Annotated in this window: 22 protein-coding genes; 16 read left to right on the top strand and 6 right to left on the bottom strand. The window is 38.5% G+C overall.

Annotated elements, in window-relative coordinates:
- Positions 1 to 53: 53 nt before the first annotated feature.
- Both znuB and znuC read right to left on the bottom strand, forming a co-directional pair.
- Positions 54 to 839: a zinc ABC transporter permease subunit ZnuB gene (gene znuB / locus F8B77_RS12485; RefSeq protein WP_151655585.1), complete on the bottom strand. Its 786-nt coding sequence runs from the start codon at positions 837 to 839 to the stop codon at positions 54 to 56.
- Positions 836 to 1,606 carry a zinc ABC transporter ATP-binding protein ZnuC gene (gene znuC / locus F8B77_RS12480; protein ID WP_151655584.1) on the bottom strand — a complete coding sequence of 257 codons (771 nt, stop codon included), beginning with the start codon at positions 1,604 to 1,606 and terminating at the stop codon, positions 836 to 838. Before znuC ends, znuB begins: the two co-directional genes overlap by 4 nt.
- Positions 1,607 to 1,694: 88 nt before the next feature.
- On the opposite strand from znuC, the gene znuA reads away from it, so the two are divergent.
- The 7 genes from znuA (at position 1,695) to F8B77_RS12445 (ending at position 12,258) form a co-directional block, all read left to right on the top strand.
- Complete coding sequence (gene znuA / locus F8B77_RS12475) at positions 1,695 to 2,588, top strand: zinc ABC transporter substrate-binding protein ZnuA (protein WP_151655583.1); 894 nt, start codon at positions 1,695 to 1,697, stop codon at positions 2,586 to 2,588.
- The gene (gene mepM, locus F8B77_RS12470; RefSeq protein WP_425277990.1) at positions 2,573 to 3,925 is read left to right on the top strand and encodes a murein DD-endopeptidase MepM; all 1,353 of its coding nucleotides are present in this window, start codon (positions 2,573 to 2,575) and stop codon (positions 3,923 to 3,925) included. The genes znuA and mepM overlap by 16 nt, the downstream gene beginning before the upstream one ends.
- A 341-nt stretch (positions 3,926 to 4,266) precedes the next feature.
- A complete protein-coding gene (locus tag F8B77_RS12465) occupies positions 4,267 to 7,509 on the top strand; it encodes an AraC family transcriptional regulator (protein ID WP_244298260.1) in 3,243 nt (1,080 codons plus the stop codon).
- Positions 7,510 to 8,114: 605 nt separating this feature from the next.
- Complete coding sequence (locus F8B77_RS12460; protein ID WP_151655581.1) at positions 8,115 to 8,342, top strand: FeoA family protein; 228 nt, start codon at positions 8,115 to 8,117, stop codon at positions 8,340 to 8,342.
- A 1-nt stretch (position 8,343) separates the two neighbouring features.
- Positions 8,344 to 10,620, top strand: coding sequence for a Fe(2+) transporter permease subunit FeoB (feoB, locus tag F8B77_RS12455; RefSeq protein ID WP_151655580.1), 2,277 nt, complete (start codon positions 8,344 to 8,346; stop codon positions 10,618 to 10,620).
- A complete protein-coding gene (locus F8B77_RS12450; RefSeq protein WP_151655579.1) occupies positions 10,617 to 10,859 on the top strand; it encodes a FeoC-like transcriptional regulator in 243 nt (80 codons plus the stop codon). Before feoB ends, F8B77_RS12450 begins: the two co-directional genes overlap by 4 nt.
- A 601-nt stretch (positions 10,860 to 11,460) precedes the next feature.
- Positions 11,461 to 12,258, top strand: a complete 798-nt coding sequence (locus tag F8B77_RS12445) for an alpha/beta fold hydrolase (RefSeq protein ID WP_151655578.1) — start codon at positions 11,461 to 11,463, stop codon at positions 12,256 to 12,258.
- A 69-nt stretch (positions 12,259 to 12,327) separates the two neighbouring features.
- Here F8B77_RS12445 and purU read toward each other — a convergent pair whose 3' ends face one another.
- Positions 12,328 to 13,161, bottom strand: a complete 834-nt coding sequence (purU, locus tag F8B77_RS12440; RefSeq protein WP_151655577.1) for a formyltetrahydrofolate deformylase — start codon at positions 13,159 to 13,161, stop codon at positions 12,328 to 12,330.
- Between the two features lie 249 nt (positions 13,162 to 13,410).
- Here purU and yoaA point away from each other — a divergent pair, with 249 nt between their 5' ends.
- From yoaA to rnd, 7 genes are all read left to right on the top strand, one after another.
- Positions 13,411 to 15,372 carry a DNA repair helicase YoaA gene (gene yoaA / locus F8B77_RS12435; protein ID WP_151655576.1) on the top strand — a complete coding sequence of 654 codons (1,962 nt, stop codon included), beginning with the start codon at positions 13,411 to 13,413 and terminating at the stop codon, positions 15,370 to 15,372.
- A gap of 7 nt (positions 15,373 to 15,379) precedes the next feature.
- Complete coding sequence (gene tsaB, locus F8B77_RS12430; RefSeq protein WP_130045505.1) at positions 15,380 to 16,081, top strand: tRNA (adenosine(37)-N6)-threonylcarbamoyltransferase complex dimerization subunit type 1 TsaB; 702 nt, start codon at positions 15,380 to 15,382, stop codon at positions 16,079 to 16,081.
- A gap of 59 nt (positions 16,082 to 16,140) precedes the next feature.
- On the top strand, positions 16,141 to 16,440 hold the full coding sequence (locus F8B77_RS12425; protein ID WP_151655575.1) for a chromosome partitioning protein ParA: 300 nt from the start codon (positions 16,141 to 16,143) through the stop codon (positions 16,438 to 16,440).
- A gap of 20 nt (positions 16,441 to 16,460) precedes the next feature.
- The gene (locus tag F8B77_RS12420) at positions 16,461 to 17,012 is read left to right on the top strand and encodes a Slp family lipoprotein (RefSeq protein WP_151655574.1); all 552 of its coding nucleotides are present in this window, start codon (positions 16,461 to 16,463) and stop codon (positions 17,010 to 17,012) included.
- A 5-nt stretch (positions 17,013 to 17,017) separates the two neighbouring features.
- Positions 17,018 to 17,887 (top strand): alpha/beta fold hydrolase, encoded by an 870-nt coding sequence (locus F8B77_RS12415; protein ID WP_151655573.1) that lies wholly within the window; start codon positions 17,018 to 17,020, stop codon positions 17,885 to 17,887.
- Between the two features lie 182 nt (positions 17,888 to 18,069).
- Complete coding sequence (fadD, locus tag F8B77_RS12410) at positions 18,070 to 19,752, top strand: long-chain-fatty-acid--CoA ligase FadD (protein ID WP_151655572.1); 1,683 nt, start codon at positions 18,070 to 18,072, stop codon at positions 19,750 to 19,752.
- A 141-nt stretch (positions 19,753 to 19,893) separates the two neighbouring features.
- Positions 19,894 to 21,015 carry a ribonuclease D gene (rnd, locus tag F8B77_RS12405; protein WP_151655571.1) on the top strand — a complete coding sequence of 374 codons (1,122 nt, stop codon included), beginning with the start codon at positions 19,894 to 19,896 and terminating at the stop codon, positions 21,013 to 21,015.
- Positions 21,016 to 21,100: 85 nt separating this feature from the next.
- Here the strand turns inward: rnd and minE are convergent, their stop codons facing one another.
- The 3 genes from minE to minC are packed head-to-tail and all read right to left on the bottom strand — an operon-like array spanning position 21,101 to position 22,866.
- The gene (gene minE, locus F8B77_RS12400) at positions 21,101 to 21,361 is read right to left on the bottom strand and encodes a cell division topological specificity factor MinE (protein ID WP_130086093.1); all 261 of its coding nucleotides are present in this window, start codon (positions 21,359 to 21,361) and stop codon (positions 21,101 to 21,103) included.
- Positions 21,362 to 21,363: 2 nt separating this feature from the next.
- Positions 21,364 to 22,176, bottom strand: coding sequence for a septum site-determining protein MinD (minD, locus tag F8B77_RS12395; protein WP_130048201.1), 813 nt, complete (start codon positions 22,174 to 22,176; stop codon positions 21,364 to 21,366).
- Positions 22,177 to 22,200: 24 nt separating this feature from the next.
- The gene (minC, locus tag F8B77_RS12390) at positions 22,201 to 22,866 is read right to left on the bottom strand and encodes a septum site-determining protein MinC (RefSeq protein ID WP_130086094.1); all 666 of its coding nucleotides are present in this window, start codon (positions 22,864 to 22,866) and stop codon (positions 22,201 to 22,203) included.
- A 183-nt stretch (positions 22,867 to 23,049) separates the two neighbouring features.
- On the opposite strand from minC, the gene F8B77_RS12385 reads away from it, so the two are divergent.
- Together F8B77_RS12385 and F8B77_RS12380 are read left to right on the top strand one after the other, a co-directional pair.
- Entirely contained in the window at positions 23,050 to 23,331 is a 282-nt protein-coding gene (locus tag F8B77_RS12385; RefSeq protein ID WP_151655570.1) for a YcgL domain-containing protein, read from the top strand.
- A gap of 3 nt (positions 23,332 to 23,334) precedes the next feature.
- Positions 23,335 to 24,309: a lytic murein transglycosylase gene (locus F8B77_RS12380; protein WP_151655569.1), complete on the top strand. Its 975-nt coding sequence runs from the start codon at positions 23,335 to 23,337 to the stop codon at positions 24,307 to 24,309.
- Positions 24,310 to 24,384 lie beyond the last annotated feature (75 nt).

Below are 24,384 nucleotides of genomic sequence, written 5' to 3'. Positions count from 1 at the left end.
AGAAAGTTAAATAAAAGCAATACGTATCATGTCGTATTGCTTTTATTATGATGTTAGCTATGCGCCTTTTTTAATTGGCTTAGCATAAATATAGCAGCACCAGAAACGACAATAGAGGGCCCTGCAGGGGTGTCATAATGCCAAGATAAAGCTAAGCCTGCCATTACTGCTATACAACCAAAGATAGAAGCAAGTACTACCATTTGCTCTGGAGAGCGTGAAAATCGGCGAGCAGTTGCCGCTGGAATGATAAGTAAAGACGTAATAATTAACGCGCCGACAAACTTCATCGAAATCGCAATCACTAAACCAACCATTAACATTAAAACTAAACGCATTAGTTCCACATTAACGCCTTCGACCTGAGCTAATTCTTCGCTGATTGTTGATGAAAGTAATGGACGCCATACTAAAAGTATTAAACCAAGAACAATAAACACACCAGTATAAATATAGAGTAAATCATCGTAAGTGACCGCTAGCAGATCCCCGAATAAATAAGACATTAAGTCGACGCGAACATTATCTAAAAAACTAACAGCGACTAGTCCTAATGAAAGCGAACTATGAGCCAATATTCCAAGTAATGTATCGGTTGCCACTAAACGTTGTTTTTGTAAGGTAACCAATAACAAAGCAATAGCAACACAACAAACGACTAAAGCTAGGTTTAAATTAATATCAAATAAAAAACCAAGAGATAAACCAAGTAGAGAGGCGTGAGCTAACGTATCACCAAAATAAGCCATTTTTCGCCATACAACGAAAGAGCCTAAAGGGCCAGCAAGTAATGCGATACCTAAGCCTGCTAACAGTGCAGGAAGTAAAAATTCAATCATGAAGAGGCCTTTTTATTCTTACTGCAGCACGAGCCATCAGCAGGTTCACCGGCTAGATTATGATCATGATGGTGGTTATGATGATAAAACGCCAATTGTTGATCTCGTTGTTGACCAAATAATGCAATGTATTTGGGGTGCTTAGAGATGGATTCTGGAGCACCAGAGCAGCAGATGTGATGCTGAAGACAAATAACTTCATCTGTTTTTGCCATAACCAGATGCAAATCGTGTGACACCATAAATACAGCACAATTAAAGCGGTGACGAATAGATTCAATTAAAGCGTACAGGCTAATTTGCCCTTGAACATCAACACCTTGAGCTGGTTCATCCAGAACAAGAAGATCAGGGCGTTGTAATAATGCTCTTGCTAGTAATACCCGTTGAGATTCACCACCTGACAGCTTGTGCATGTTTGAATTGAGTAGATGTTCAGCCTCAACTAATTTTAAGGCATCAAGATGCTCTTGTTGGCTGTATTTTCCTGCTAATTTTAAGAAACCACTAACCGTTAAAGGTAAAGAATCATTTAAATGCAGTTTTTGAGGAACGTAACCAATACGAAGTTTTTTATTTCGATTTATTGTCCCACTGGTTGGTTTCTGCAAGCCAAGAATGGTTTTTACTAACGTAGACTTTCCTGCACCATTAGGGCCTATAAGAGTAATGATCTTGTTTGGCTCGATAGTTAAAGAAACGTTATCGATCACATGGCGCCCATCAAAGACCACACAAACATCTTGTAAATTGAGTAAAGAAGTCATTTTTAAATAAGAGTCGTTTGCAATTAGTAAGTGTTATAATGTAACATTTTAGAAATCCAATCGCCATCACATTTTTTAAGAGAAGCAGATGAGAAGAAATATTCAATTAACCTTGCTGTGTATGTTTACCTTTTTGAGCGGAACAACACAAGCCATGACAGTATTATCGTCAGTAAAGCCAATTAATCTTATTGTTCAGGAATTAACAAACGGCATTTCTGACACTTCTTATCTTGTACCAAGCGGGGCATCACCACACGATTATGCTTTGCGTCCATCGGATATTAGAAAGGTAAAGCAAGCTGATGTTGTTATTTGGTATGGAAATGACTTAGAGCCTTTTTTAAGCAAAATCATTGCAGATAAAAAAAATGTCATCACGATCAGTGAATTTCCTTCAGTTGATTTTTATCATTTTGATGAGCATGGGGAAGAGGGACACTCTCATGAAGATGGCCATCATCATAGTACCGATCCACATTTTTGGTTGGGCCCAAAGGAATCGTTAGGTGTTGCAAAAGAGATAACTCAACAACTGATCAAAATTGATCCATTGAATAAAGAGCAATATGAGTCTAACCTTACAGCCTTTGAAAATAAGTTAACACAGGCTGTGGAGACTATTTCAAATCAATTAAAACCAGTGCAAGACAAGGGTTACTTTGTTTTTCATGATGCATATGGTTATTTTGAACGTTATTTTGGAATGAATAACTTGGGGCACTTTACGGTGAGTCCGGATAGAAAACCGGGTGCAAAATCTTTGATTAAAATAAAAAAATCGCTTTTAAATCAACAAGCAGTATGTGTATTTTCTGAGCCTCAATTTGAACCTGCAATAGTAACAACTATTACTAGAGGAACAGAAGTTAATAAGGGAGAACTCGATCCTCTAGCCATACAGCAATCAGATGAAGTAGGAGCATACTTTATATTTCTATCAACTATCAGTAATGAGTTATCACGTTGTTTAAGTCAATAAAAAATAAAGAAGCAGTTACATCAAGATTAGGCACGCTATCCAAAAGGCATAAATTCGCGTTATTGTCGTTATCATTGTTTACTTGTGCCATTTTGATCTGGGAGCCTACACATAATCGACACAGCACTTCTTTAGAACCCATTAGAGGTCAGGTTAAGTTATCTAGTGAAAATTTACAGACATTAGCCGATCAAAATAGTGAGCCCGTAGGGACTATTTTTGAACCTGATGATCCGGATTTTAATGCACCAAAAGATGAATTAGATCAGCAAATAGATGCTCAAGATATTGTTCATTCACACACTGTTGCGTCTGGGGAAACTCTAGGAGAGATCTTTAATCAATATGCATTGCCTATATCTGATATGTATGCATTACTTACTGTAAATAAATCGGCAGCAAACATGCGTGTTGGTGTTGATTTAGAGTGGCAGCAAGATGAAAATGGCAAACTTATAGAGTTACAGATCCATCGAAATATTAAAGACACCGATGTATATTCTTGGAGTGATGGTAAATACAGCTTTACTCAAAAGGAAGAGAAAGGAGAGATCAAACCTGTTTTTCTTTCTGGTCGAGTAACCAGTAACTTTTATAACTCTGCGCGTTCAGCAGGGCTTACTCCAGGGCAAATTCAAACATTAGCAAAACAGCTACAATGGAAGTTTGATTTTGGTAAAGAAGCTCGAAAAGGGGATAAATTTGCAGTTGAAATTAATAAAGAGTTTATTGATGGTAAAGCCGTGTCCTCTGGTGATGTAGAAGCTGTCTTGTATCAAAATGGTTCTCGAGAAATTACACTGATTAAACACACCGATGGAAATTATTATGATGTGCAAGGACGTAGCTTAAACCGCGCTTTAGAACGCTATCCCACACATCAGCGTTTTAGAATTAGTTCATCATTTAATCCGTATCGTAAACACCCAGTGACAGGGCGAATTTCTCCACATAATGGTACTGACTTTGCCGCCCCTGTAGGTACATCAGTGTATGCCAGCGGAGACGGTGTTGTGGTAAGAGCGCTAAATCATCCATTGGCTGGTAATTATGTTGTTATTAAACATGGACGAGAATACATGACGCGTTATCTTCACTTGAGTAAAATATTAGTGAAGAAAGGGCAAAAGGTATCCATGGGTGATAAAATTGCATTGAGTGGTAATACAGGTCGCTCGACTGGACCACATTTGCATTATGAATTGATTAAAAATGGTCGTGCAGTGAACTCAATGAAAGTACCACTGCCTCAAGCGTCACCAGTAAAAGAGTCTGAGAGAGCGAAATTCAAACAACAGGCTAGGTTAACGATTGATGCTTTACGAGATCAAGTTTAAGTAACCATATTAATCATACAGCCCTTTCTATTTAAATGAATAGAAAGGGCTTTTTTGTTGTGAGCTGACTAAGCAGTAATTGACTCGACTAGTTAATGAATCATCTTAGTATTCATTGCTATATAGAAAGAGTTTTCCTATCATGTTGATACTTTTTCTTTATACACCAAGGCGAGTAGATGCTTTTATTCAGAATACTTATTTTAAGTATTTTCCTTTCTTTCTCTACTTACTCTTTATCTCGTTCAGATAATACTATTTTTTACCCAATGCCAATTCATAGTGATGGTCAGTACATTACAGCTCAGCAACTGTTCCTTCGCGATGATGGTGCATTATGGATGTATGATGTGTATGGTCAACTTCATCTATTTGATGGACAAAACATGTTTACGTTGGGAGAAAAATCAGACAAAGCATTGCCTCAGCGCATTTCATTTTTTGATCAAAGGTTCTGGTTTATTAAAGAAAATAAAATACAGTCATGGTCTGACGTTGGTGGCTTTTCGATTGAAGCCGTATTACCTCAAGACTTTAATTTTCGAATTTTAGAGCAACAGAGTGGCGCTTTTTGGGGGAGTGATGCGGAGCTTTTCTTTATATATGAACCAGATACCAAGGCACTTTATACATCGGAGATTAATCATTCAAATAGCAGTGTAATTTTTGATGCAATAGAAATTACAGGAGCCATTCAAATTGATAAAAGATGGTTAGTTTCTACTTCTGCAGGAATATTTGAGTTTAGCTTGCTTACAGAGAGCTTTACTCCGTTGCTTTTAGGGCAATATATTGATGCTATCTTTTATTCTCAAGAGAAAAAACAGATAATTTTAGGTGCTCATAACAGCGTTTGGATAACAGAATTAAAAGGCGAATCATTAGAAGTCATTAAAAAAGTACCTACAGAGTTATCACTATTATCTTTTGCAGAAACAACTAATAATTGGTGGTTTGGAACTGAGCAAGGCTTGTATAAGTGGAATATTAACAATGAGCATTTAAAGTACTTTAAAGCGGTAGTCCGTGATGATTATTCACTAGAGGGAAATAAAATATATGCACTCGTTGCAGATAAAAATAATGGGCTTTGGATAGCGACAGATAATGGAGTGAGCTATTACTCTGAGAGTACACAGTTGTTCCCGCGAGTTCGATATAAAGAAGCAAATGGCCAATTAGATATTAATGAGATCACATCTATATTGCAGAGTGACAATAATGAGGCTTGGATTGGTTCATTCTCGGGTCTATATTTATTAAATAGTCAAAGTCCTCAATTACCTATTGCTCAAATTATGTCTAAGCCTATTAATGCCATTTCTTCCGATGACATCAATATTTGGGTTGCGACAAAATCTGGTGTTTATCAGGTAGATCGTAAAACCAAAGCGATAACAAGGCCTTCCTCACTTAAAAGTGTTAACCATCGGAACATTAGTCACATACTTAAAGATTCCACAGGCATGTTATGGTTTTCTAGTGAAAACGGTTTATATAAGTTTAATACAAAAACCAAGCAGTTAATTAACTTGGGTTTTTCTTGGGTTGTTGAACAAAAATACTTAACTCATATAACTCACCTTTATGAGAATAAAAGCGGTGTAATATCTGTGGGTACAAATGTAGGGCTTTATCATTATGATAATGGGGCACTTATCTTTGATTACGCCTATATAAGAGCCGGTAGTATTATTGATATGTCGGATACTGAGTATGATAACACTTGGATTGTCAGTAACTATGGCTTGCAAATAAGAGATAAAAAAGGACTACGAGAAGATGTGACACTTTCGGCCGAATATACGACGCCACATTGCGTAATGCCAACAAGTAATGGGGTTTGGTTGTCCTCAAGTAAAGGGCTGACTTTATACACACATCAAGGGCGAATAATTAAACATTTCGGGAGTCAGATAGGGTTAATTGATAATGAATTGCTTCCCGATTTATGCTCTATATCTACAGATGGAAGCATGATGTTTGCTAGTAAAGATGGCGTAATATTTACGAACGAACTAGCTTTACTTGAGTATCAGATTGCGAAACCAAAGGTAGTACTTGGGAAGATTAACGTTGATCATAGAACGGTCAGCTACGGGGCTGATAAAGAGCTAACATCACCCCTTCCTTATGGCTCTAATATTTCATTTCTTTTTGGGATACTTCCTGAATTTCAAAATACATCGCTTTCTTATCAATTAGTCGGAGGGACTGATGAGGAGTGGCAAGATTTCGATGGTAATTCACTTATTTTTAATTCATTAAACTCAGGTAAATATACATTACGTATCAAGCCTCGTAATAATGGGCAGAGAAGCAGTAATGTTACTGAGTTTCAATTCTATGTTGAAGTCCCTTGGTTTTTTGCTCCTTGGTTTATCGTATTAGTGCTTTCTTTATTAGTATTCACTGTTATTGGTATTTATTCTTGGCGTTCCAAAGAGATAAAGAAGAGTAATGAGAGATTGAAGAAAAGCGTAGAAATTAAAACTCAGCAGTTGAGTAATCAAGGCAAAGTTCTGGTTTCTAGTAACCGCCAACTACAGAAGTTACTTACTGTAAGGCAGCATGTTATTTCTGAAATTTCAGAGCAAGCTCAGCTACCAATTAAAGACATTCAAGCCGATCTCCAGAAAAAGGGCTCATTAATAAATCTTGCTTTAGCTAATCAGTGTGAATACAGCTTAACCCTATTAAAGCAGCTTTCTCATATAGAACCGCTAGATTTACGGCAGAAAAATATGCGAACTAATCAAGTGCTGTCTTTATTACTAAGAGCAGTATCTAAAGGATGGAAAGAGGAGTTCCAAACTAAAGATGTCGATCTTGAGCTAGAGGATAATTCAAAATCTTGTTCAATATACGTTCAGCCGCTATTGATCGATGCCATTTTTAATAATGTACTTTTAAGCTTATTAAAGAGAAGCGAATGTGGGGAGAAGGTTAATATTCGTATTGAATCTGATGATGTACGAGTAACGATTTACTTTATTAGTGTCGGACAATGTATCCCAGAACATGAGCTTAATGAATTAAAGAGGGTTGATTTAACTCAAGCAATTGAAATGTTTAATCAAGCAGTAGGTTTAGTATCGGTTAAACAACTTACTGTACAGAATGGCGGTCATTTTGAAATTGTAAAAAACACCGACAAAGATAATGAAATATTATTATCGTGGCCAATAGCGCTAGATATATTAGCTGATAAAAAACTTAATGAAAGTGTCGATACAAAGAGTAATGAGTTAAAGAGTGTTAACCAAGAATGGTTAATTAGTGTCTATACAGTTGTGGAAGAGAATTACTCTAACCCTGCATTTGGAACCAGGTTAGTTGCAAAAGCATTATTTATCTCAGAGCGAAACTTTCAACGTAAATTTAAGCAGCTCACTCAGCGCTCGTTTATGGAATATCTGATTGAAGTTAAGTTAGAAAAAGCCTGTGAGTTATTAATTGCAGGGAATAAAGTTGCGGATGCAGCATTTGATTCTGGTTTTAATGACCCTTCGTATTTTAGTAAGCGATTTAAGCGACATTATGGTTTATCCCCTACACAATTCGTTAGTGAGAATGAGGAGTGATGTAAACTCATATTAGATAGCCTATTAATGCTATAGATTAGATTTTTCGACTTATAGCTTAAAAATATGAATTGAAAGTAAGGTGCTGATAATTTATAGGTTATTAATTTAAAGAAGAGAAAAAAAGATCGCGACGTAGCCGGGGGGACTACGTCGCGGGCACCAATGGTGCCTTCGCTTGCTGCCGAGGTAATAAGATAAATCTCATTACCTCTATTAGAATAAAAGTTTGAGAAGTTTCCCTCTCGATGTAGAAACTATACGTTGGCTTTCTTTTTTTACATATCAAAATAACGACAATCTACAGGTATAAATCCGCCATCAATTTAAATTAATCACAAGCCGTTGAATGCTAAGGGTTTTTATTTAATGGCGTTTTTGTTGCTATCCTTTCATTATTTTGACGTTGTTTTTTGCTAGAGGTTTTTGACGTAATTGACGTTGCCTTGGAGCGGTATCACAAAAGATATTTTCCGCATAAAAGTTTAAATTTATAGGATTTTTGTCAATTTACTGACAAAAATTGATTTATCGCAAGAAAAATGTAAGCGTAAGTTATAGAATGAAACGAAATAATAATGATTCTCACTATCGTGGAGCTTGAGATGAAACTAACGCAATTAGATAGCGGAAAAAAAGCCGTAGTAACCGATATGTCTTTATTACCAACAGATACAAGAAAGAAGCTAATGGTAATGGGAATGCTACCGCATACGGAAATCTTTATTTTGCGTAAAGCTCCAATGGGCGACCCATTACAAATTAGCGTAAGAGGTACTTCTCTCGCTATTCGTAAAAATTTAGCAGAACAGATCACAGTTAAGGAATTATAAGATGCAGTATCAAGTACTAACTGTAGGTAACCCAAACAGTGGTAAAACAACCTTATTTAATGGCCTAACTGGTGCTAAGCAACAAGTTGGTAACTGGGCGGGTGTAACTGTCGAAAAGAAAACCGGTAAATATACGTGTTCTGGTGATGATTTTTTATTAACGGATTTACCTGGTATCTACGCACTAGACAGTGGTAATGATGTAAATAGCCTTGATGAAACCATCGCCTCAAGAGCGGTTTTAACACATGATGCTGACGTGATTATTAATGTGGTGGATGCCTCTTGTTTAGAACGTAGTTTATACATGACATTACAGTTGCGTGAATTGGGTCGCCCAATGATCGTTGTACTGAATAAAATGGATGTATTAAAGCGTCAACGACAAGTTCTTGATATTAAAGGTTTAGAGAAAAAACTAGGCTGCCCAGTACTTGCACTTTCTGCAAACAACAATGGCAAAGTTCATAAGTTTAAAGAAAAACTTCATAAATCTATTGCTCAAGGCATAAAAATGACCTCGCTTGAGCTGACGTATGGCGAACAAGTTGAGGCGGCAATAGAAGAAGCGTCATCATTATTTACAAGTGATTACGCATCAAGTCGTTCTCTGGCAATTCGAGCATTAGAAAATGACGCATTAGTATTGAATGGATTAGAAGCAGAAAAAAGAAATGCAGTGGCTAATATCGTTAATGTATTAACGACGAAAGTCGAAGCTGATTTTCATATTGCGGATTGTCGATACACATTTTTACATCAATTATGTCAGCAATTACGTCGTCAAGAAGGTGGTTTAAGCCACAGTGTTAGTGAGAAAATTGACCGTGTAATTTTAAATAAATGGATCGGTATTCCTTTCTTTTTCTTGGTCATGTACCTGATGTTTATGTTCTCTATTAACATTGGTAGTGCATTTATTGATTTCTTTGATATTGGTGTTGGGGCATTACTCGTTGATGGTAGCCATTATTTATTAGATGGCCATTTGCCTGTTTGGTTAGTTACACTTATCGCTGATGGTGTTGGTGGTGGTATTCAAACCGTCGCGACATTTATTCCTGTGATCGGTTGTTTATACTTATTCCTATCTCTACTTGAAAGCTCGGGTTATATGGCTCGCGCTGCTTTTGTACTTGATAAAGTAATGCAAAAGATTGGTTTACCTGGTAAAGCGTTTGTTCCTTTGGTTCTAGGTTTTGGTTGTAACGTTCCTGCTATTATGGCGACTCGTACGTTAGAGCAAGAGCGTGAACGTAAACTGGCGGCATCAATGGCTCCATTTATGTCATGTGGCGCACGTCTTCCTGTTTATGCTTTGTTTGCTGCAGCTTTCTTCCCAGAAAATGGTCAGAACGTAGTATTTGGTTTGTATTTCTTAGGTATTTTAGCGGCTGTTTTCACAGGCTTACTATTGAAGCACACAATCTATCCAGGCCGTAGTGATACGTTCATCATGGAAATTCCAGATTATGAATTTCCAACAATACGTAACATCATGATTAAAACATGGCAGAAACTGAAGCGCTTTGTTCTTGGTGCAGGTAAAACGATTGTTGTTGTTGTAACTATTTTAAGCTTCTTTAACTCATTGGGTATGGACGGTTCATTTGGTAACGAAGACAGTGAAAACTCCGTATTATCAAAAGCCGCTCAAATCGTAACTCCAGTATTAGCGCCAATTGGTATTCAAGAAGATAACTGGCCAGCAACCGTGGGTATTATTACCGGTATTTTTGCAAAAGAAGCCGTAGTCGGTACATTAAACAGCTTATATTCAGATCCCGCTGATGAAGGTGCTGAGTTTGATTTAATGGCAAGTCTTGAAGAGGCGGTGATGTCTATTCCTGACAACCTATCAGGTTTAAGCTATTCAGATCCATTAGGTGTTGAAGTCGGTGATTTAACAAATTCTAGTGCTGTTGCAGAAGACCAAGGTGTTGCTGATTCAATCTTTGGTAATTTACAAGCTCACTTTGTGACAAGCGCAAGTGCGATGGCTTACTTAATCTTTATTCTGCTTTACACGCCATGTGTGGCTGCAATGGGGGCGTATATGCGTGAGTTTGGTCGTCAGTACTCTTACTTTATTGCGGGCTGGACAATGCTATTAGCTTACGTATCAGCAACGCTGTACTACCAAATTGCCAATTTCTCTAATACACCAATGACAAGCAGTATGTGGATTGCAATTTCGCTAATCGCAATGGCTGTAACTTATTTGGCCTTGAAACATAAGAGTAAAGAAGTCGAGCAACAAGAGGCTGCCTTAGTATGATTTTAACAGAGCTTAAACAGTACATTGATGAACAAGGCCGTGTAGAGCGTATTGCACTAGCAAAGAAATTCAGCATGAGTGAAGATGGTGTGGATGCAATGCTTGAGCTCTGGGTGAAGAAAGGAAAATTAACCCGTGAGCTTATTGGCTGTGATAAAGCTCAGTGTTGCCAAGAGGCTGAGCGCGTATGGTATCGCCCTGTATATAAAGATGAGTTAATGACGACTTACATACGATAGCCGTCTAGTTTTATTAGCGTGGTAAATAAAAACGAGAATCGGAAGGTACTCGTTTTTTTGTTTGTCCAGCAAAACTGACAAACGGGTCTGTTTGAAAGAAAGCAGAGTCACCCTGACTAAGGGAAATACAATCTGAAAGGTAAGGTCGCCACTTACCAACGGTGGGTTTATAAGGAGCCACAGGAAGTTAGATGTACGCAACTAACCGTAACCTATCTCGGCAGTGTTGGTAAGCAAGGGGCCAAAATAGTGCGAAGCTGCCACCATGCGGTCAATAAAGCATCGATGTTCATGTGACAATATTAACATGCATACGTTGTGGATATGGAACTATCGAAATATTTCGACGTGCTCGATCACAATTTGATTATTGATGGTATAAAGCGGCGAGTGACAGATGGTTGCATTTGAAAGCTCCTCAGGCTGTTTATTGAAAGCGGGTAATGTTCAATAGGAAATACGAGCACAGCACAATAGGCCGTCCGCATCATGGTGTTTAGTCCACTCGGATATAAGTAAGGAGCAAGGCTTCGTGTATATTCATTACTCTTTTGAAATGATATAGTGACTGCAATGTGTATTTTTTATGAAAGTAAAATGAATGACTGATTCTTTATTATTCCACAAAGCTTATGAGCACGAATCAAGTTCTAAATGGGTAGTGTTTGTTCATGGGGCTGGTGGAAGTTCGACAACATGGTTTAAACAAGTTGCTGCTTTTAGAAAAAACTTCAATGTATTACTCATTGATTTACGTGGTCATGGACGCTCGAATAATTTTTCTAAAATTAAAGAATTTATTAATAAACAATACTCTTTCAAAGCAGTTAGCCAAGATATCTTGGATGTGCTAGATCATCTTAATATCAAATCTGCGCATTTTGTTGGTATGTCTTTGGGTACTATTATCGTTCGAAATCTTGCCGAGCTTGCGCAAGAAAGAGTGAGTTCAATGGTGTTGGCAGGTGCGATTACACGCTTTAATTTTCGATCTCAATTTCTGATTAAAATGGGGGATATGACGAAAAATATCATGCCTTATATGTGGTTATATAAATTGTTTTCTTATGTTGTTATGCCGCAGAAGAGTCAAAAAGAATCTCGTCATATTTTTACACGTGAAGCCAAAAAATTATGCCAAAAAGAGTTTAAACGTTGGTTCAAATTAGCGGCTGATGTAAACCCATTAATGCGTTACTTTAAAGATAAAGAACTCGCAATACCTACGCTGTATGTGATGGGGGCAAATGATTATTTGTTTATGAAGCCTGTCGAAGAGATGGTAGCAGTCCATGAACACAGTCAATTATTACAGATCCCTGAGTGTGGACATGTGTGTAATATTGATAAACCAAAAGAATTTAATAAACACGCAATAGAGTTTATAGCTGCACAGTAAGAGCGTTACAGCAACAGATAAAAACAAAAACGGCGATCATTATGAACGCTGTTTTTGTTTTCTGTAAGATTAAAGAATAACGGTTTTGTTACCATACACAAAAACGTGATCATTTAAGACTTTAGTAAGCGCTTTACTGAGTACAGATTTTTCAACATCACGCCCCGCCATTGCCATATCTTCAGCACTAAAGTTGTGATCCACAGGGATAACATCTTGCTTAATAATTGGTCCCTCATCTAAATCATTTGTCACAAAGTGTGCTGTTGCACCAATGATTTTTACGCCGCGATCGTACGCTTGTTGATAGGGTTTAGCACCAATAAATGCAGGCAAGAAGCTGTGGTGAATATTAATGATTTTTTTAGGAAATTGAGCCACAAAGTTTGGCGTTAATACACGCATATATTTTGCTAGAACCACGTATTCAGGCTCATAAGAATGAATGACCTCAAGCATTTTTTCCTCATGCTCTTCGCGCGACAGATCTTCATGAGAGACATAGTGGAATGGGATATCAAATTTTTCGATTAATCCACCTAAAGTATCGTGGTTACCGACAACTGCGGCAATATCAATATTCATTGCACCAGAATAGGCTTTGATAAGAATGTCACCAATACAATGTGCTTCTTTTGTTACCAGAATAACCACTTTCTTTCGCGGTTCTGTCACTAACTTACGATGGCTCCCTGGCGGAAGTGCTTCATCAATATCAGTTAAAAAAGTGACATCATTAAAAATGCCTTCTAGCTCGGTTCTCATAAAGAACTGGCCTGTGACATTATCAACATATTCATTATTATGAATAATATTTAACTGATGTTTGTAACAAATGTTGGTTATTTTCGCTATTAGCCCACGAGAATCAGGGCAATCCGTTAGTAGTATTTTCTTTTCCATTTTATCTCTCGTGTTTGCAATGGTTTTACCTAAATTGGTAATTATAAATAGTATGCTCTCTATTCTTTTACCGATAAATGAAGAGGGCGTAAAGGGGTTTTTACTAAATCAAATCAAAATACTAGCGAAAGTCGTTATCTGGAAGTCGCTGTTTTAGACCGTAACTCTCAAAACTTAGCGTTTAGTTTTTTCCAAAATCTTGGCATAATCTCAACCTTATTTTTAAACTTACAATGAATGCAGGTTGATATGATAGCCAAGATATTTTCTTCTTCAGGCGCGTTAGGTAAAGCCATCCCCGGCTTCCAACCTCGTCAACCCCAGCTTGATATGGCTCATGCCGTTCATGATGCAATTAAAAATGGTACGCAGCTTGTTGTAGAAGCGGGTACGGGTACCGGAAAAACCTTTGCCTATTTGGCTCCTGCATTAGTGAGTGGAAAAAAAACCATCATCAGTACCGGTTCTAAAAACTTACAAGAGCAGCTGTTTCATCGAGACCTACCTTTAATGACGTCATCCTTGGGCTTTTATGGCCAAGTCGCCTTATTAAAAGGGCGCTCAAATTATTTATGTCCTGAACGCTTGAATCAACAATTGGTAGAAAGCCACACGCCTCACGCAGATCCTGAATTATTAACTCAATTAGTAAAGGTACGTTCTTGGTCTTCTGAAACTAAAACCGGCGATTTAGGTGATTGCACTGCAATTGCAGAAGACAGCCCAATTATCCCAAGCATTACATCAACAAATGATAATTGTTTAGGGAAAGAATGCCCAAGCTTTGAAGAGTGTTTTGTGGTTAAAGCGCGTAAAAAAGCGATGGATGCGGATGTCGTGGTGGTAAACCATCATCTATTTTTAGCCGATTTAGCAATTAAAGAAACTGGATTTGGTGAGCTAATTCCAGAAGCAGATATTTTTATCTTTGATGAAGCCCATCAGCTTCCAGATATTGCCAGCCAGTACTTTGGACAGAATTTATCAAGCCGACAATTAACGGAATTAGCCAAAGATATCGAGATTGGTTATCGCACTGAAGCAAAAGACATGCGCCAACTGCAAAAAGTAGCGGAGCGTTTAGCTGGCTCAGCAATGGACTTGCGTATCATTTTAGGTGATACCAATTTTAGAGGTAACTGGCGAGAAGCGATTAAGTCTCAAGCGGTTCAGCGCGAAATTGTAAGAATTAACGATGCCTTCGAGTTAGCACATGATGTATTAAAATTAGCATTAGGTCGTAGTCAACTATTGGATGCCGCCTTTGAGCGTTGCACCTTACTAAAAAATCGACTCGAGCGTGTTTGTGATACAACGATTGGTGGTTATTCATATTGGTATGAATGTACTCCTCGTCATTTTAGTTTGAATATAACCCCTCTTTCTGTTGCTGATAAATTTAAAGAGCATCTCGCCGATAAAGAAGGTGCGTGGATTTTTACGTCAGCAACGTTAGCGGTAAATGATGATTTTTCGCATTTTACTCAGCGTTTAGGGTTAGAGCCTAAGAAGCAGTTTACCTTACCAAGTCCGTTTGATTATCAGACACAGGCGCTATTGTGCGTGCCTCGTTTCTTGCCTGAACCGAACAGTTACGGTATTGCTGAAAAACTAGTCGAGTTATTGCAACCAGTGATTAAGCAAAATAATGGTCGTTGTTTTTTCTTATGCACTTCACATCAAATGATGCGTGACTTAGCTGAGAAATTTAGAGAAACACTCGATCTGCCAGTCTTAGTACAAGGTGAAACCACTAAGCAGCAATTACTGTCTGAGTTTATGGAACTAGGGAATGCTTTATTGGTTGCTACGGGCGCTTTTTGGGAAGGGATTGATGTTAGAGGTGATGCGCTAAGCTGTGTTATCATTGATAAACTTCCTTTTACAGCACCCGATGATCCATTGTTAAAAGCTCGAATTGAAGATTGTCAATTGAGTGGTGGTGATGCATTCTCGCAAGTACAAATTCCAGATGCTGTCATTACGTTGAAGCAGGGTGTTGGTCGTCTTATTCGAGACACTAAAGATAAAGGAGTATTGGTGATTTGTGATAACCGTTTAGTCACACGACCTTATGGTTCAACATTTTTACAGAGTTTACCACCAATACCAAGAACACGAGATTTACGCAATGTGTCTGAATTTTTGGCAAAAGCCAATCAGAGCAGTGAAAATGAATCAGAAAAACAAGAAGCTATTTTAGAAAATTGAGGCATTAATGAGCGCAAAAATTTTAGCGGTAGATACCGCCACTGAAAACTGTTCTGTCGCACTAATTGTTGATGGGAAAGTCTATTCTCGACGTGCAGTGGCACCGCGTGAACACACGATTAAAGTATTGCCATTTGTTGATGAAGTATTAAAAGAAGCGGGTGTGCGCTTACAAGACTTAGACGCATTAGCTTTTGGTCAAGGCCCTGGTAGTTTTACTGGTGTTCGTATTGGTATTGGCATTGCTCAAGGTTTGGCGTTTGGTGCCGATTTACCTATGATAGGTATTTCAACGTTAGAAGCGATGGCTCAAGCTGGTTATAGAGAACATGGTGCAACGCAAGTCGCAGCAGCTATCGACGCTCGTATGGGTGAAGTGTACTTTGGTATGTATCAACGTAATGACGATGCAACATGGACTTATAATGTGGCAGAAACCGTCTTTAAGCCAGAAGCGTTATTAACTTATTTGCCAGAGCAGTCTGGTGAGTGGTTAACAGTAGGCACTGGATGGGATGCATATGCAGAAGCGTTAGCAGAGTTACCATTAGAGCGTAAAGCTTCTGAGGTATTGTACCCTGATGCTGAAGACATGGCGTTTTTAGCACAGCAAAAATTTGAACAAGGATTGGCGTTACCAGCAGAAGAGTCTGCTCCTGTTTATGTTCGTGATACGGTGACATGGAAGAAATTACCGGGTCGAGAATAGTTTTTATAATTAAAGCGAGGAGTTTATACCTCGCTTAGTTGTTTATTTAAAAGGTCATTATGGTATCGATTCAAGGCTTACCGCCCGCGCTGATACAAAAACAGCAAGCGGTTGGAAAAAAGAACCAAGTCAAGAAAACGACGGGAAGTAAATCTTTAGTTGCACAACCATCAAAAGTGGCGACAGCGGTAACAGCACAAGTAAAACAACTGAATGAATCAGAATACGCAAACTCTCGCATTCAATACGATTTGCCTGAAGGGGGAAACCGTAAAGCAATGGAAGAGTATATGGACATCATGTTACAAAAGCGTAGAGAGGAACTTGCTCAACTCGTCGGTGTCGATCTCTATATCTAACCCGATATGTAAGGATTAATATGAAACAGACAGTGTGCTTTTTTTTAGTGTTATTACTTGCTGGTTGTAGTTCATTGCCTCAAGAATTGACTTCTTCTCAAGCTGTCGTTATCACTGAGTACAGTGCTTTTTCTACAGTAGCAGAAAGTAATCGAGAGAGTGACGTGCGCTTAGGTGGTGTGATTGCTCGAATTGATAATTTAACAACAACCACTCGAATTGAAGTGGTTAACCTACCTATTTCTTCTTCTGGGAAGCCAGACATTGCTCAAGAACCAAACGGTCGATTCGTGGTTTATTTTGATGGGTTTATCGATCCGGTTACTTATGCCAAAGGACGATTAATTACTGTCTTAGGGCAATCAAATGGAATTGAAAAAGCCACTGTGGGTGATTATCTTTACTCTTTCCCCATCATTACCGGCGTTGGCATCCATTTATGGCAAGTTCAAGAGTACGTTGTGACTAACGATTTCAATATGAATTATATGCCATGTACTGGTAGTCGATGTTTACATCAGCGTAGCCGCCTTGAAAGCCGTCGTGGAAAAGTGGTACAAGAAGTACAATAATCAGCATGAGCCCATTTCAAGAATCAAGTATTGAACTTCATCATGGCACCATTGCAATGATGGAAATAAAACCCAAAAATACGCACCAAACATTGCTGTTTTTGCATGGCTGGCAAGATAATGCAGCGACGTTTAAAACGACGATGGAAACTTACGCACAAGAAAACCCACATCATCATTTAATTGCTATTGATTGGTTTGGTCATGGACGCTCAAGCCATAAAGGAGGGGATAATTTTTATCACTTCTTTGATTATATCGATGATCTTCACCAAATAGTCTTTCACTTAAAATTAGAGCCTATAGTTATTATTGGTCATTCCTTAGGTGCTTTAGTCGCCAGTGCTTATAGTGCCGTGTTTCCTGAAAAAGTAGCAGCATTGGTGATGATAGAGGCACTTGGCCCTTTAAGTGAGGAAGAAGAGGCCATTTCAGATAGGATCCGACAAGGTATTTTAAGCCGTCAGCGATATCGAAATAAGCCTCAGAGAACCTTAAAAAATACTCAAACAGCCATTGAATTAAGAGCTAGCGTGAATCAACTTGCAGAACGGTTAGTTGAACCAATGGTAATGCGATCATTGAGTATCAATTCAAGCTCGCTTCAATGGACAACCGATGCAAAAGTAAAATGCGATGCTCTGTATCGTATGAGTGAAGTTCACGCTTTGGCATTACTTTCAAAAATAGAGTGCCCTGTCATTGCGATTATTGGCACCGAAGGTTATGGGCATTTGAAAGAGAAAACCCATCGATATGATTATATTTCACACTTTGATTGGTATCAAATTGAAGGTGGTCACCATTGCCATTTAGAAAACCCTATTCAGGTAAGTAGTTACATTAGCGCGTTAGTTAACAAAATAAATACATAACTGCTTCACATATTTAAAAAAACGCTCCGTTCATGGTCAAATATTCATCGAATATACAATTGATAATAAAATAAGTTGACTATAATTGTGGAGTAAATAGTCTACACATAAAAAGTGATAGTGATCACTGTTTGAATTATTGTGAAATACGCAATAAATCGTATATAAAATAGGAGAAAAGCGTGGATAAAGTTTGGCTTTCACGTTACCCAGAAGACGTACCAGCAGAAATTAACCCTGACCAATATAGCTCATTGGTTGATATGTTTGAAAAATCGGTTCATAAATACGCCGATCAACCTGCATTTATCAATATGGGTTCAGTAATGACATTTCGTAAGTTGGAAGAGCGCAGTCGTGCTTTTGCTGCTTATTTACAAAATGAACTGAAGCTTAAAAAAGGTGATCGTGTTGCGTTAATGATGCCAAACTTACTGCAATACCCAATTGCATTATTTGGTGTGTTACGTGCGGGTATGGTAGCGGTAAATGTGAATCCACTATATACGCCACGTGAGTTAGAGCATCAGTTGAATGATGCAGGTGCGGCTGCAATCGTTATTGTTTCAAACTTTGCGAGTACGCTAGAAGAAGTTGTTGAGAACACACCAGTAAAACACGTTATTTTAACGAACTTAGGTGAGCAACTGCCGCGTGCCAAAGGTACGATTGTAAACTTCGTGGTTAAGTACGTGAAGAAAATGGTACCAAAGTACGATCTTCCTCATGCTACCTCTATGCGTAATGCATTACGTAAAGGCCGTAGAATGCAGTACATCAAGCCATTCATTGATAGTGAAGACTTAGCCTTCCTGCAATACACGGGTGGTACTACAGGTGTAGCAAAAGGCGCAATGCTGACTCATCGCAATATGATTGCAAACGTAATGCAAGCAAAAGGCGCTTATGGCCCAGTGTTGACTGAAGGGCGTGAGCTTATTGTTACTGCGCTACCTCTTTACCATGTATTTGCGTTAACGGTTAACTGTTTACTGTTTATTGAAATGGGTGGTCGTAACCTGCTTATCACTAATCCTCGTGATATCCCAGGTTTTATTAAAGAACTACAAAAATACCCATTTACTGCAATTACTGGTGTAAATACGCTGTTTAATGCTCTAGTGAACAACGAAGATTTCCATGAGTTAGATTTCAGTAACCTTCGCCTATCTGTAGGTGGAGGTATGGCTGTGCAACGTGCCGTTGCTGAAAAATGGCAGCAACATACAGGTTGTTACCTACTAGAAGGCTACGGCTTAACTGAGTGTTCTCCATTGGTTGCAGCTTATCCGCATAACCTAACGTCATACAATGGCTCGATTGGCTTACCTGTGCCGTCAACTGAAGTTCGAATGGTTGATGAAGAAGGCAATGTTGTTGCTAACGATCAAATCGGCGAGCTTCAAGTTCGTGGCCCTCAAGTGATGAAAGGTTATTGGAACCGTGTTGAAGCAACTAAAGATATGATCACCGAAGATGGTTGGGTAAGCACTGGTGATATCGTTAAATTTGATGATGAAGGCTTCCTGCATATCGTTGACCGTAAAAAAGACATGATTTTAGTATCAGGTTTTAACGTATACCCAAATGAAATTGAAGATGTTGTTGCGCTTCATGGCAAAGTACTAGAAGTCGCAGCTGTAGGTAAACCACACCCTACATCAGGTGAAGTGGTTCGAATTTGTGTTGTTAAACGTGATCCAAGCCTAACGAAAGATGAACTAATTGCTCATTGTCGTAAGCATCTTACAGGTTATAAAATCCCACGTATTGTTGAGTTTAGAGACGATCTTCCAAAAACAAACGTAGGTAAAATTCTGCGTCGTGAACTGCGTGATGAATATAAAGCAGAAGAAAACGCATAATTTGGTTACAATGTAAAAACACGATAATGCCAGCTTACTCGCTGGCATTATTTCTATTTGTTATGAAATTTTAGAGACAAGATAGCTTAGTTTTTATTGAGGTTAAGCTATCTTGCCTTATCGATCTTTTAAGGAAGAATAGTGAAATTTGAAATCGTCACTCAGAGTCAGCGTTTGGCTGAGATCTGTCAGCAAGCAAGTAGTAAACCATTTTTAATGTTAGATACTGAGTTTGTAAGAACACGAACGCTATATGCTCGCTTAGGTTTAATTCAAATGTTTGATGGCGAGACATTAGCGCTTGTTGACCCCGTTGAAATTGATGATTTAACCCCACTTTGGGATTTATTAAAAAATGAATCGGTAACTAAAGTGCTTCATGCGTGTGGTGAAGATTTAGAAGTATTCCAACATTACGCGGGTTGCATGCCAACGCCTATGATCGATACACAGATCATGGCTGCATTCTTGGGTTATGGTTTATCCACGGGCTTTGCGAAATTGGTTTCTGATTATTTAGGTGTAGATCTAGATAAAGGTGAGGCTCGAACAGATTGGATGGCGCGTCCATTGTCTGAAAAACAGCTTAACTATGCCGCAGCAGATGTGCATTACTTACTGCCTATGTTTGAAAAGCTAAAAGCAGAATTAGCAGAAACACCGTGGGAAGCAGCAGCCTATGAAGAATCTGAATTAGCGGTAAAAAAACGTGAAAAGCAGCCAGATGCAGAAAAAGCGTATTTAGATATTAAAAATGCGTGGCAGTTAAATCCTAAGCAATTAGCGGTACTAAAAATGGCAGCTAAATGGCGTTTAGAAGAAGCAAGAAAGCGTGATCTTGCGGTTAACTTTGTTGCTCATGAATTGAGTTTATGGAAATTGGCACGTTTTAACATTCGCAGTAAAGAGCAAATGTTAAAAGAAGGTTTTGATCCAAGAGAGGTGCAGCGTCATGGTGGAAAATTATTGCGTTTCTCTTATCTAGTAGATGATTTAAACCCTGCTGAATACCCAAAAGAGATCACTCGTTTAATGGACTACCCTGGTTATAAGCAGATCTTCAAATTATTGAAAGATGAAGTGAAGCTAGCATCAGATAAATCAGGATTGATGCCGGAGTTCTTAGCCTCTAAAAAGCAGTTAAATCAGTTATTATCTTGGAAGTGGAAAAAGAACAGCGCGCCAGAACTAAAACCTGACGCATTGAATGGTTGGCGAGGTGACTTACTTGAGACGGGCTTCATGGCGGTACTTGAAAAGTAACAGTAATATTAATACCAATTCCACTTAAGAAAAAAGGTGACTATTAATAGTCACCTTTTTTATCAATATCGAATTTTTTTAGACGTTAATGATCATCTTCAGGAAGAGTAACGTTTAACTCTAATACTGATAAATCTTCCTCTTTTTGTTCAAGAGAAACCGTTACCATATCAGGGTTTACTTCAACATATTTACTGATCACTTTAAGAATATCTTCTTTAAGTTGTGGTAAATAGGATGGAGCAGGTCCGCCATTACGACGTTCTGCAACGATGATCTGTAGCCTTTCCTTAGCTATGTTAGCAGTGGCTTTTTTCTGTGGTCTAAAAAACTCAAGCAATGCCATGCTTAACCTCCAAATAGTCGTTTAAAGATGCCTTTTTTCTCTTCTTCTAAGAAACGGAATGAAACTTCTTTGCCTAATAGACGGTCAACAGCATCTTGGTATGCCGCGCCAGCATTAGACTCCTCATCAAAAATTACAGGCACACCCTTATTCGATGCGTTTAGTACTGATTGACTCTCAGGAATTACCCCTAATAGTGGGATATTCAGGATTTCTTCAACATCACCTACACTCAGCATTTCACCTTGATTTACGCGAGCAGGGCAATAACGAGTAAGTAGCAAATGTTGCTTAACTGGTTCTAATGATTCTTCTGAACGGCGAGACTTAGAATCTAAAATCCCAAGAATACGGTCTGAATCTCGAACAGAAGAAACTTCAGGGTTAGTTGTGATGATCGCTTCATCTGCAAAGTAAAGTGCCATTAAAGCACCTGCTTCGATACCCGCTGGAGAATCACAAATAATGAAATCAAAATTCATTTCGATAAGTTCATCAAGAACTCGACGAACGCCTTCTTTTGTTAGTGCGTCTTTATCACGAGTTTGAGAAGCGGGTAGGATAAATAAATTACCCACACGCTTATCTTTAATTAATGCTTGGTTCAGAGTTGCTTCGCCATTGATTACGTTTACAAAATCGTAAACAACGCGACGTTCGCAGCCCATGATTAAGTCAAGGTTACGCAAACCAATATCAAAATCGATTACCGCGGTTTTTTTGCCAGCTAAAGCAAGTCCGGATGCAATAGCAGAGCTAGAAGTAGTTTTACCTACACCGCCTTTGCCTGAAGTCACAACGACAATACGTGCCATTTTTATTATTCCTTTTCAGTTGTGCTATAACGTTAGGGTATCGATCTGAATACGGTCTTCAACCATAGTGATCATGACATTTTGATGCCAATACTCTTTGTCAATTTGGTCGCTTAACCAATAATTACCCGCAATGGAAATCAGTTCAGCTTGTAAGTTTTTACAGAAGACTTTTGCTTCTGTTTGACCACTCGCGCCAGCAATTGCTCTGCCACGTAATGTGCCGTGAATATGTATACTGCCATCCGCAATCACTTCTGCGCCTGGGCTTACGTGATTTAAAATGACAAGGTCTGCATCTTTTGCATACACTTGCTGGCCTGAACGAATAGGCGTTTTTACCACTTTCGTTGGCTGCATACTGGCTTTTTGTGTTACTTGTTGAGGTGTAAATGAAGTCATAACAGCAAATCCTGCTGCTGTTGCCTGAGCCTGCTTTTCTTTATCTTTACAGCCTGTGATCCCAACAGGGATCATCCCAGTGCGTTCGACACCAGATTTTAGCTCAACAAAGTTAATTTCATTCGATACATTTTCAATATTGACCACGACAGGCGCTGAAGCAAAAAAAGAGGGTGCTTGAGCTACTTTCTGCTCAAGCATACTTAATGCCAAAGCAACGTCATCATTAGGTAAATGTAATACTGAAAGGGTGAAATTACTGCCCTTTAAATCGGCTGTTTTTGTCATACTATTCTGTATCTTGATAAATTTAATACCACAAATCTGATACCATGTTATAGTCAGTTTAAGCGTACAGCAAGTTATCTTATTGTCTTAAGTGTACTTTTTAGTAAGGCTCTCATCAAATAGACATTAAATGAATGTGTGAAGTTGAGAGTAAGATCAATTCTATCAAAAATAGGTTATAAAATGTTCTGTTCAGTTTATAAAAGTACTAAGAAACAAGGTGCTTATCTTTATATAGCAAAAAAAGATGACTTTACTCCCGTTCCGAAAGAATTAATGACAATGTTTGGTACACCAACCATGGTAATGGTCGTAAATTTGGCAGGCAGAACATTAGCTTCAGTTGACGTAGAAAAAGTAAAATCATCAATTCAAAATGAAGGCTTCTTTTTACAGTTACCACCGCCTCCAGAGAATCTGCTTGAGAAATACAAGCAAGAGAAAGCACAAAGAAATGAGAAATAACCCATGAAAAAGAAATTACTGCTAGGGATAGTCAGTTTATTAATGGCAACATCAGTAACTGCGGGCACAGCTGAGGGGGACTTTCAGGACTATATTGTAGAATTAAAAAATGAAGCGAGAGAAATAGGCATTTCAGAACCGATTCTTGAGCGTGCATTTAAAGATATTGCCTTTAAAGAAAAAGCGGTTAAATCAGATCGAAATCAACCAGAAAAAAAATTAACGCTAGATGAGTATATTCCACGAGCTGTGCCAAAATGGAAAATCAAACAAGCAAATGATTTATACCAAAAGCACTATAAAGAATTGACCCGAATTGGTAATGAATATGCGGTTCAACCTCGTTTTATTGTTGCGTTATGGGGTGTTGAAAGTAACTTTGGTAAGCTTACCGGTGGTTATAATGTTATTGAAGCATTGACGACGTTAGCTTATGACGGCCGTCGTGAAGAATTCTTCAAAAAACAAACCATGGCTGCCTTAACGATTTTACAGCAAGGGCACATTACTCCAGAAAATATGAAAGGGTCGTGGGCTGGTGCTATGGGTCAGTGTCAGTTTATGCCAACGTCATTCTTAGCGTATGCGGTTGATGGTAATGATGATGGTCGTAAAGATATTTGGACTACCGAAGCCGATGTATTTGCTTCAGCTGCAAATTATTTAAAACAAGTTGGTTGGGATGATACCTATACGTGGGGTCGTCAAGTTCAGTTACCTGAATCATTAGATGCAGAAAGCTTAAAAGGGTTGTCGGAAGAAAAAAGTAAGACGTTAGCTCAATGGCAAGAATTGGGTGTTCGTCGTTTGACAGGTAAAGCATTACCTGATGTAGATATCGAAGCATGGTTAGTGCAACCCGACGACAAAGATGGCCGTGCGTACCTTGTTTACAATAACTATCAAGTATTAATGGATTGGAACCGTTCGCATTATTTTGCGTTAGCAGTGAGTCACTTGGCTGATTCGATTAAGTAATAGAGCAGGGTTCAGATCGCTTCGCTCAAAGGATTCAGGGGAGTTTGTTGTGAGTTTATCACTTACAGCGAGCCC

This window comes from Aliivibrio finisterrensis (assembly GCF_008933155.1).
Lineage (GTDB): Bacteria > Pseudomonadota > Gammaproteobacteria > Enterobacterales > Vibrionaceae > Aliivibrio > Aliivibrio finisterrensis.
Note: the sequence above shows the minus strand (reverse complement) of the source record. Positions and strands in the feature narration are given on the sequence as shown.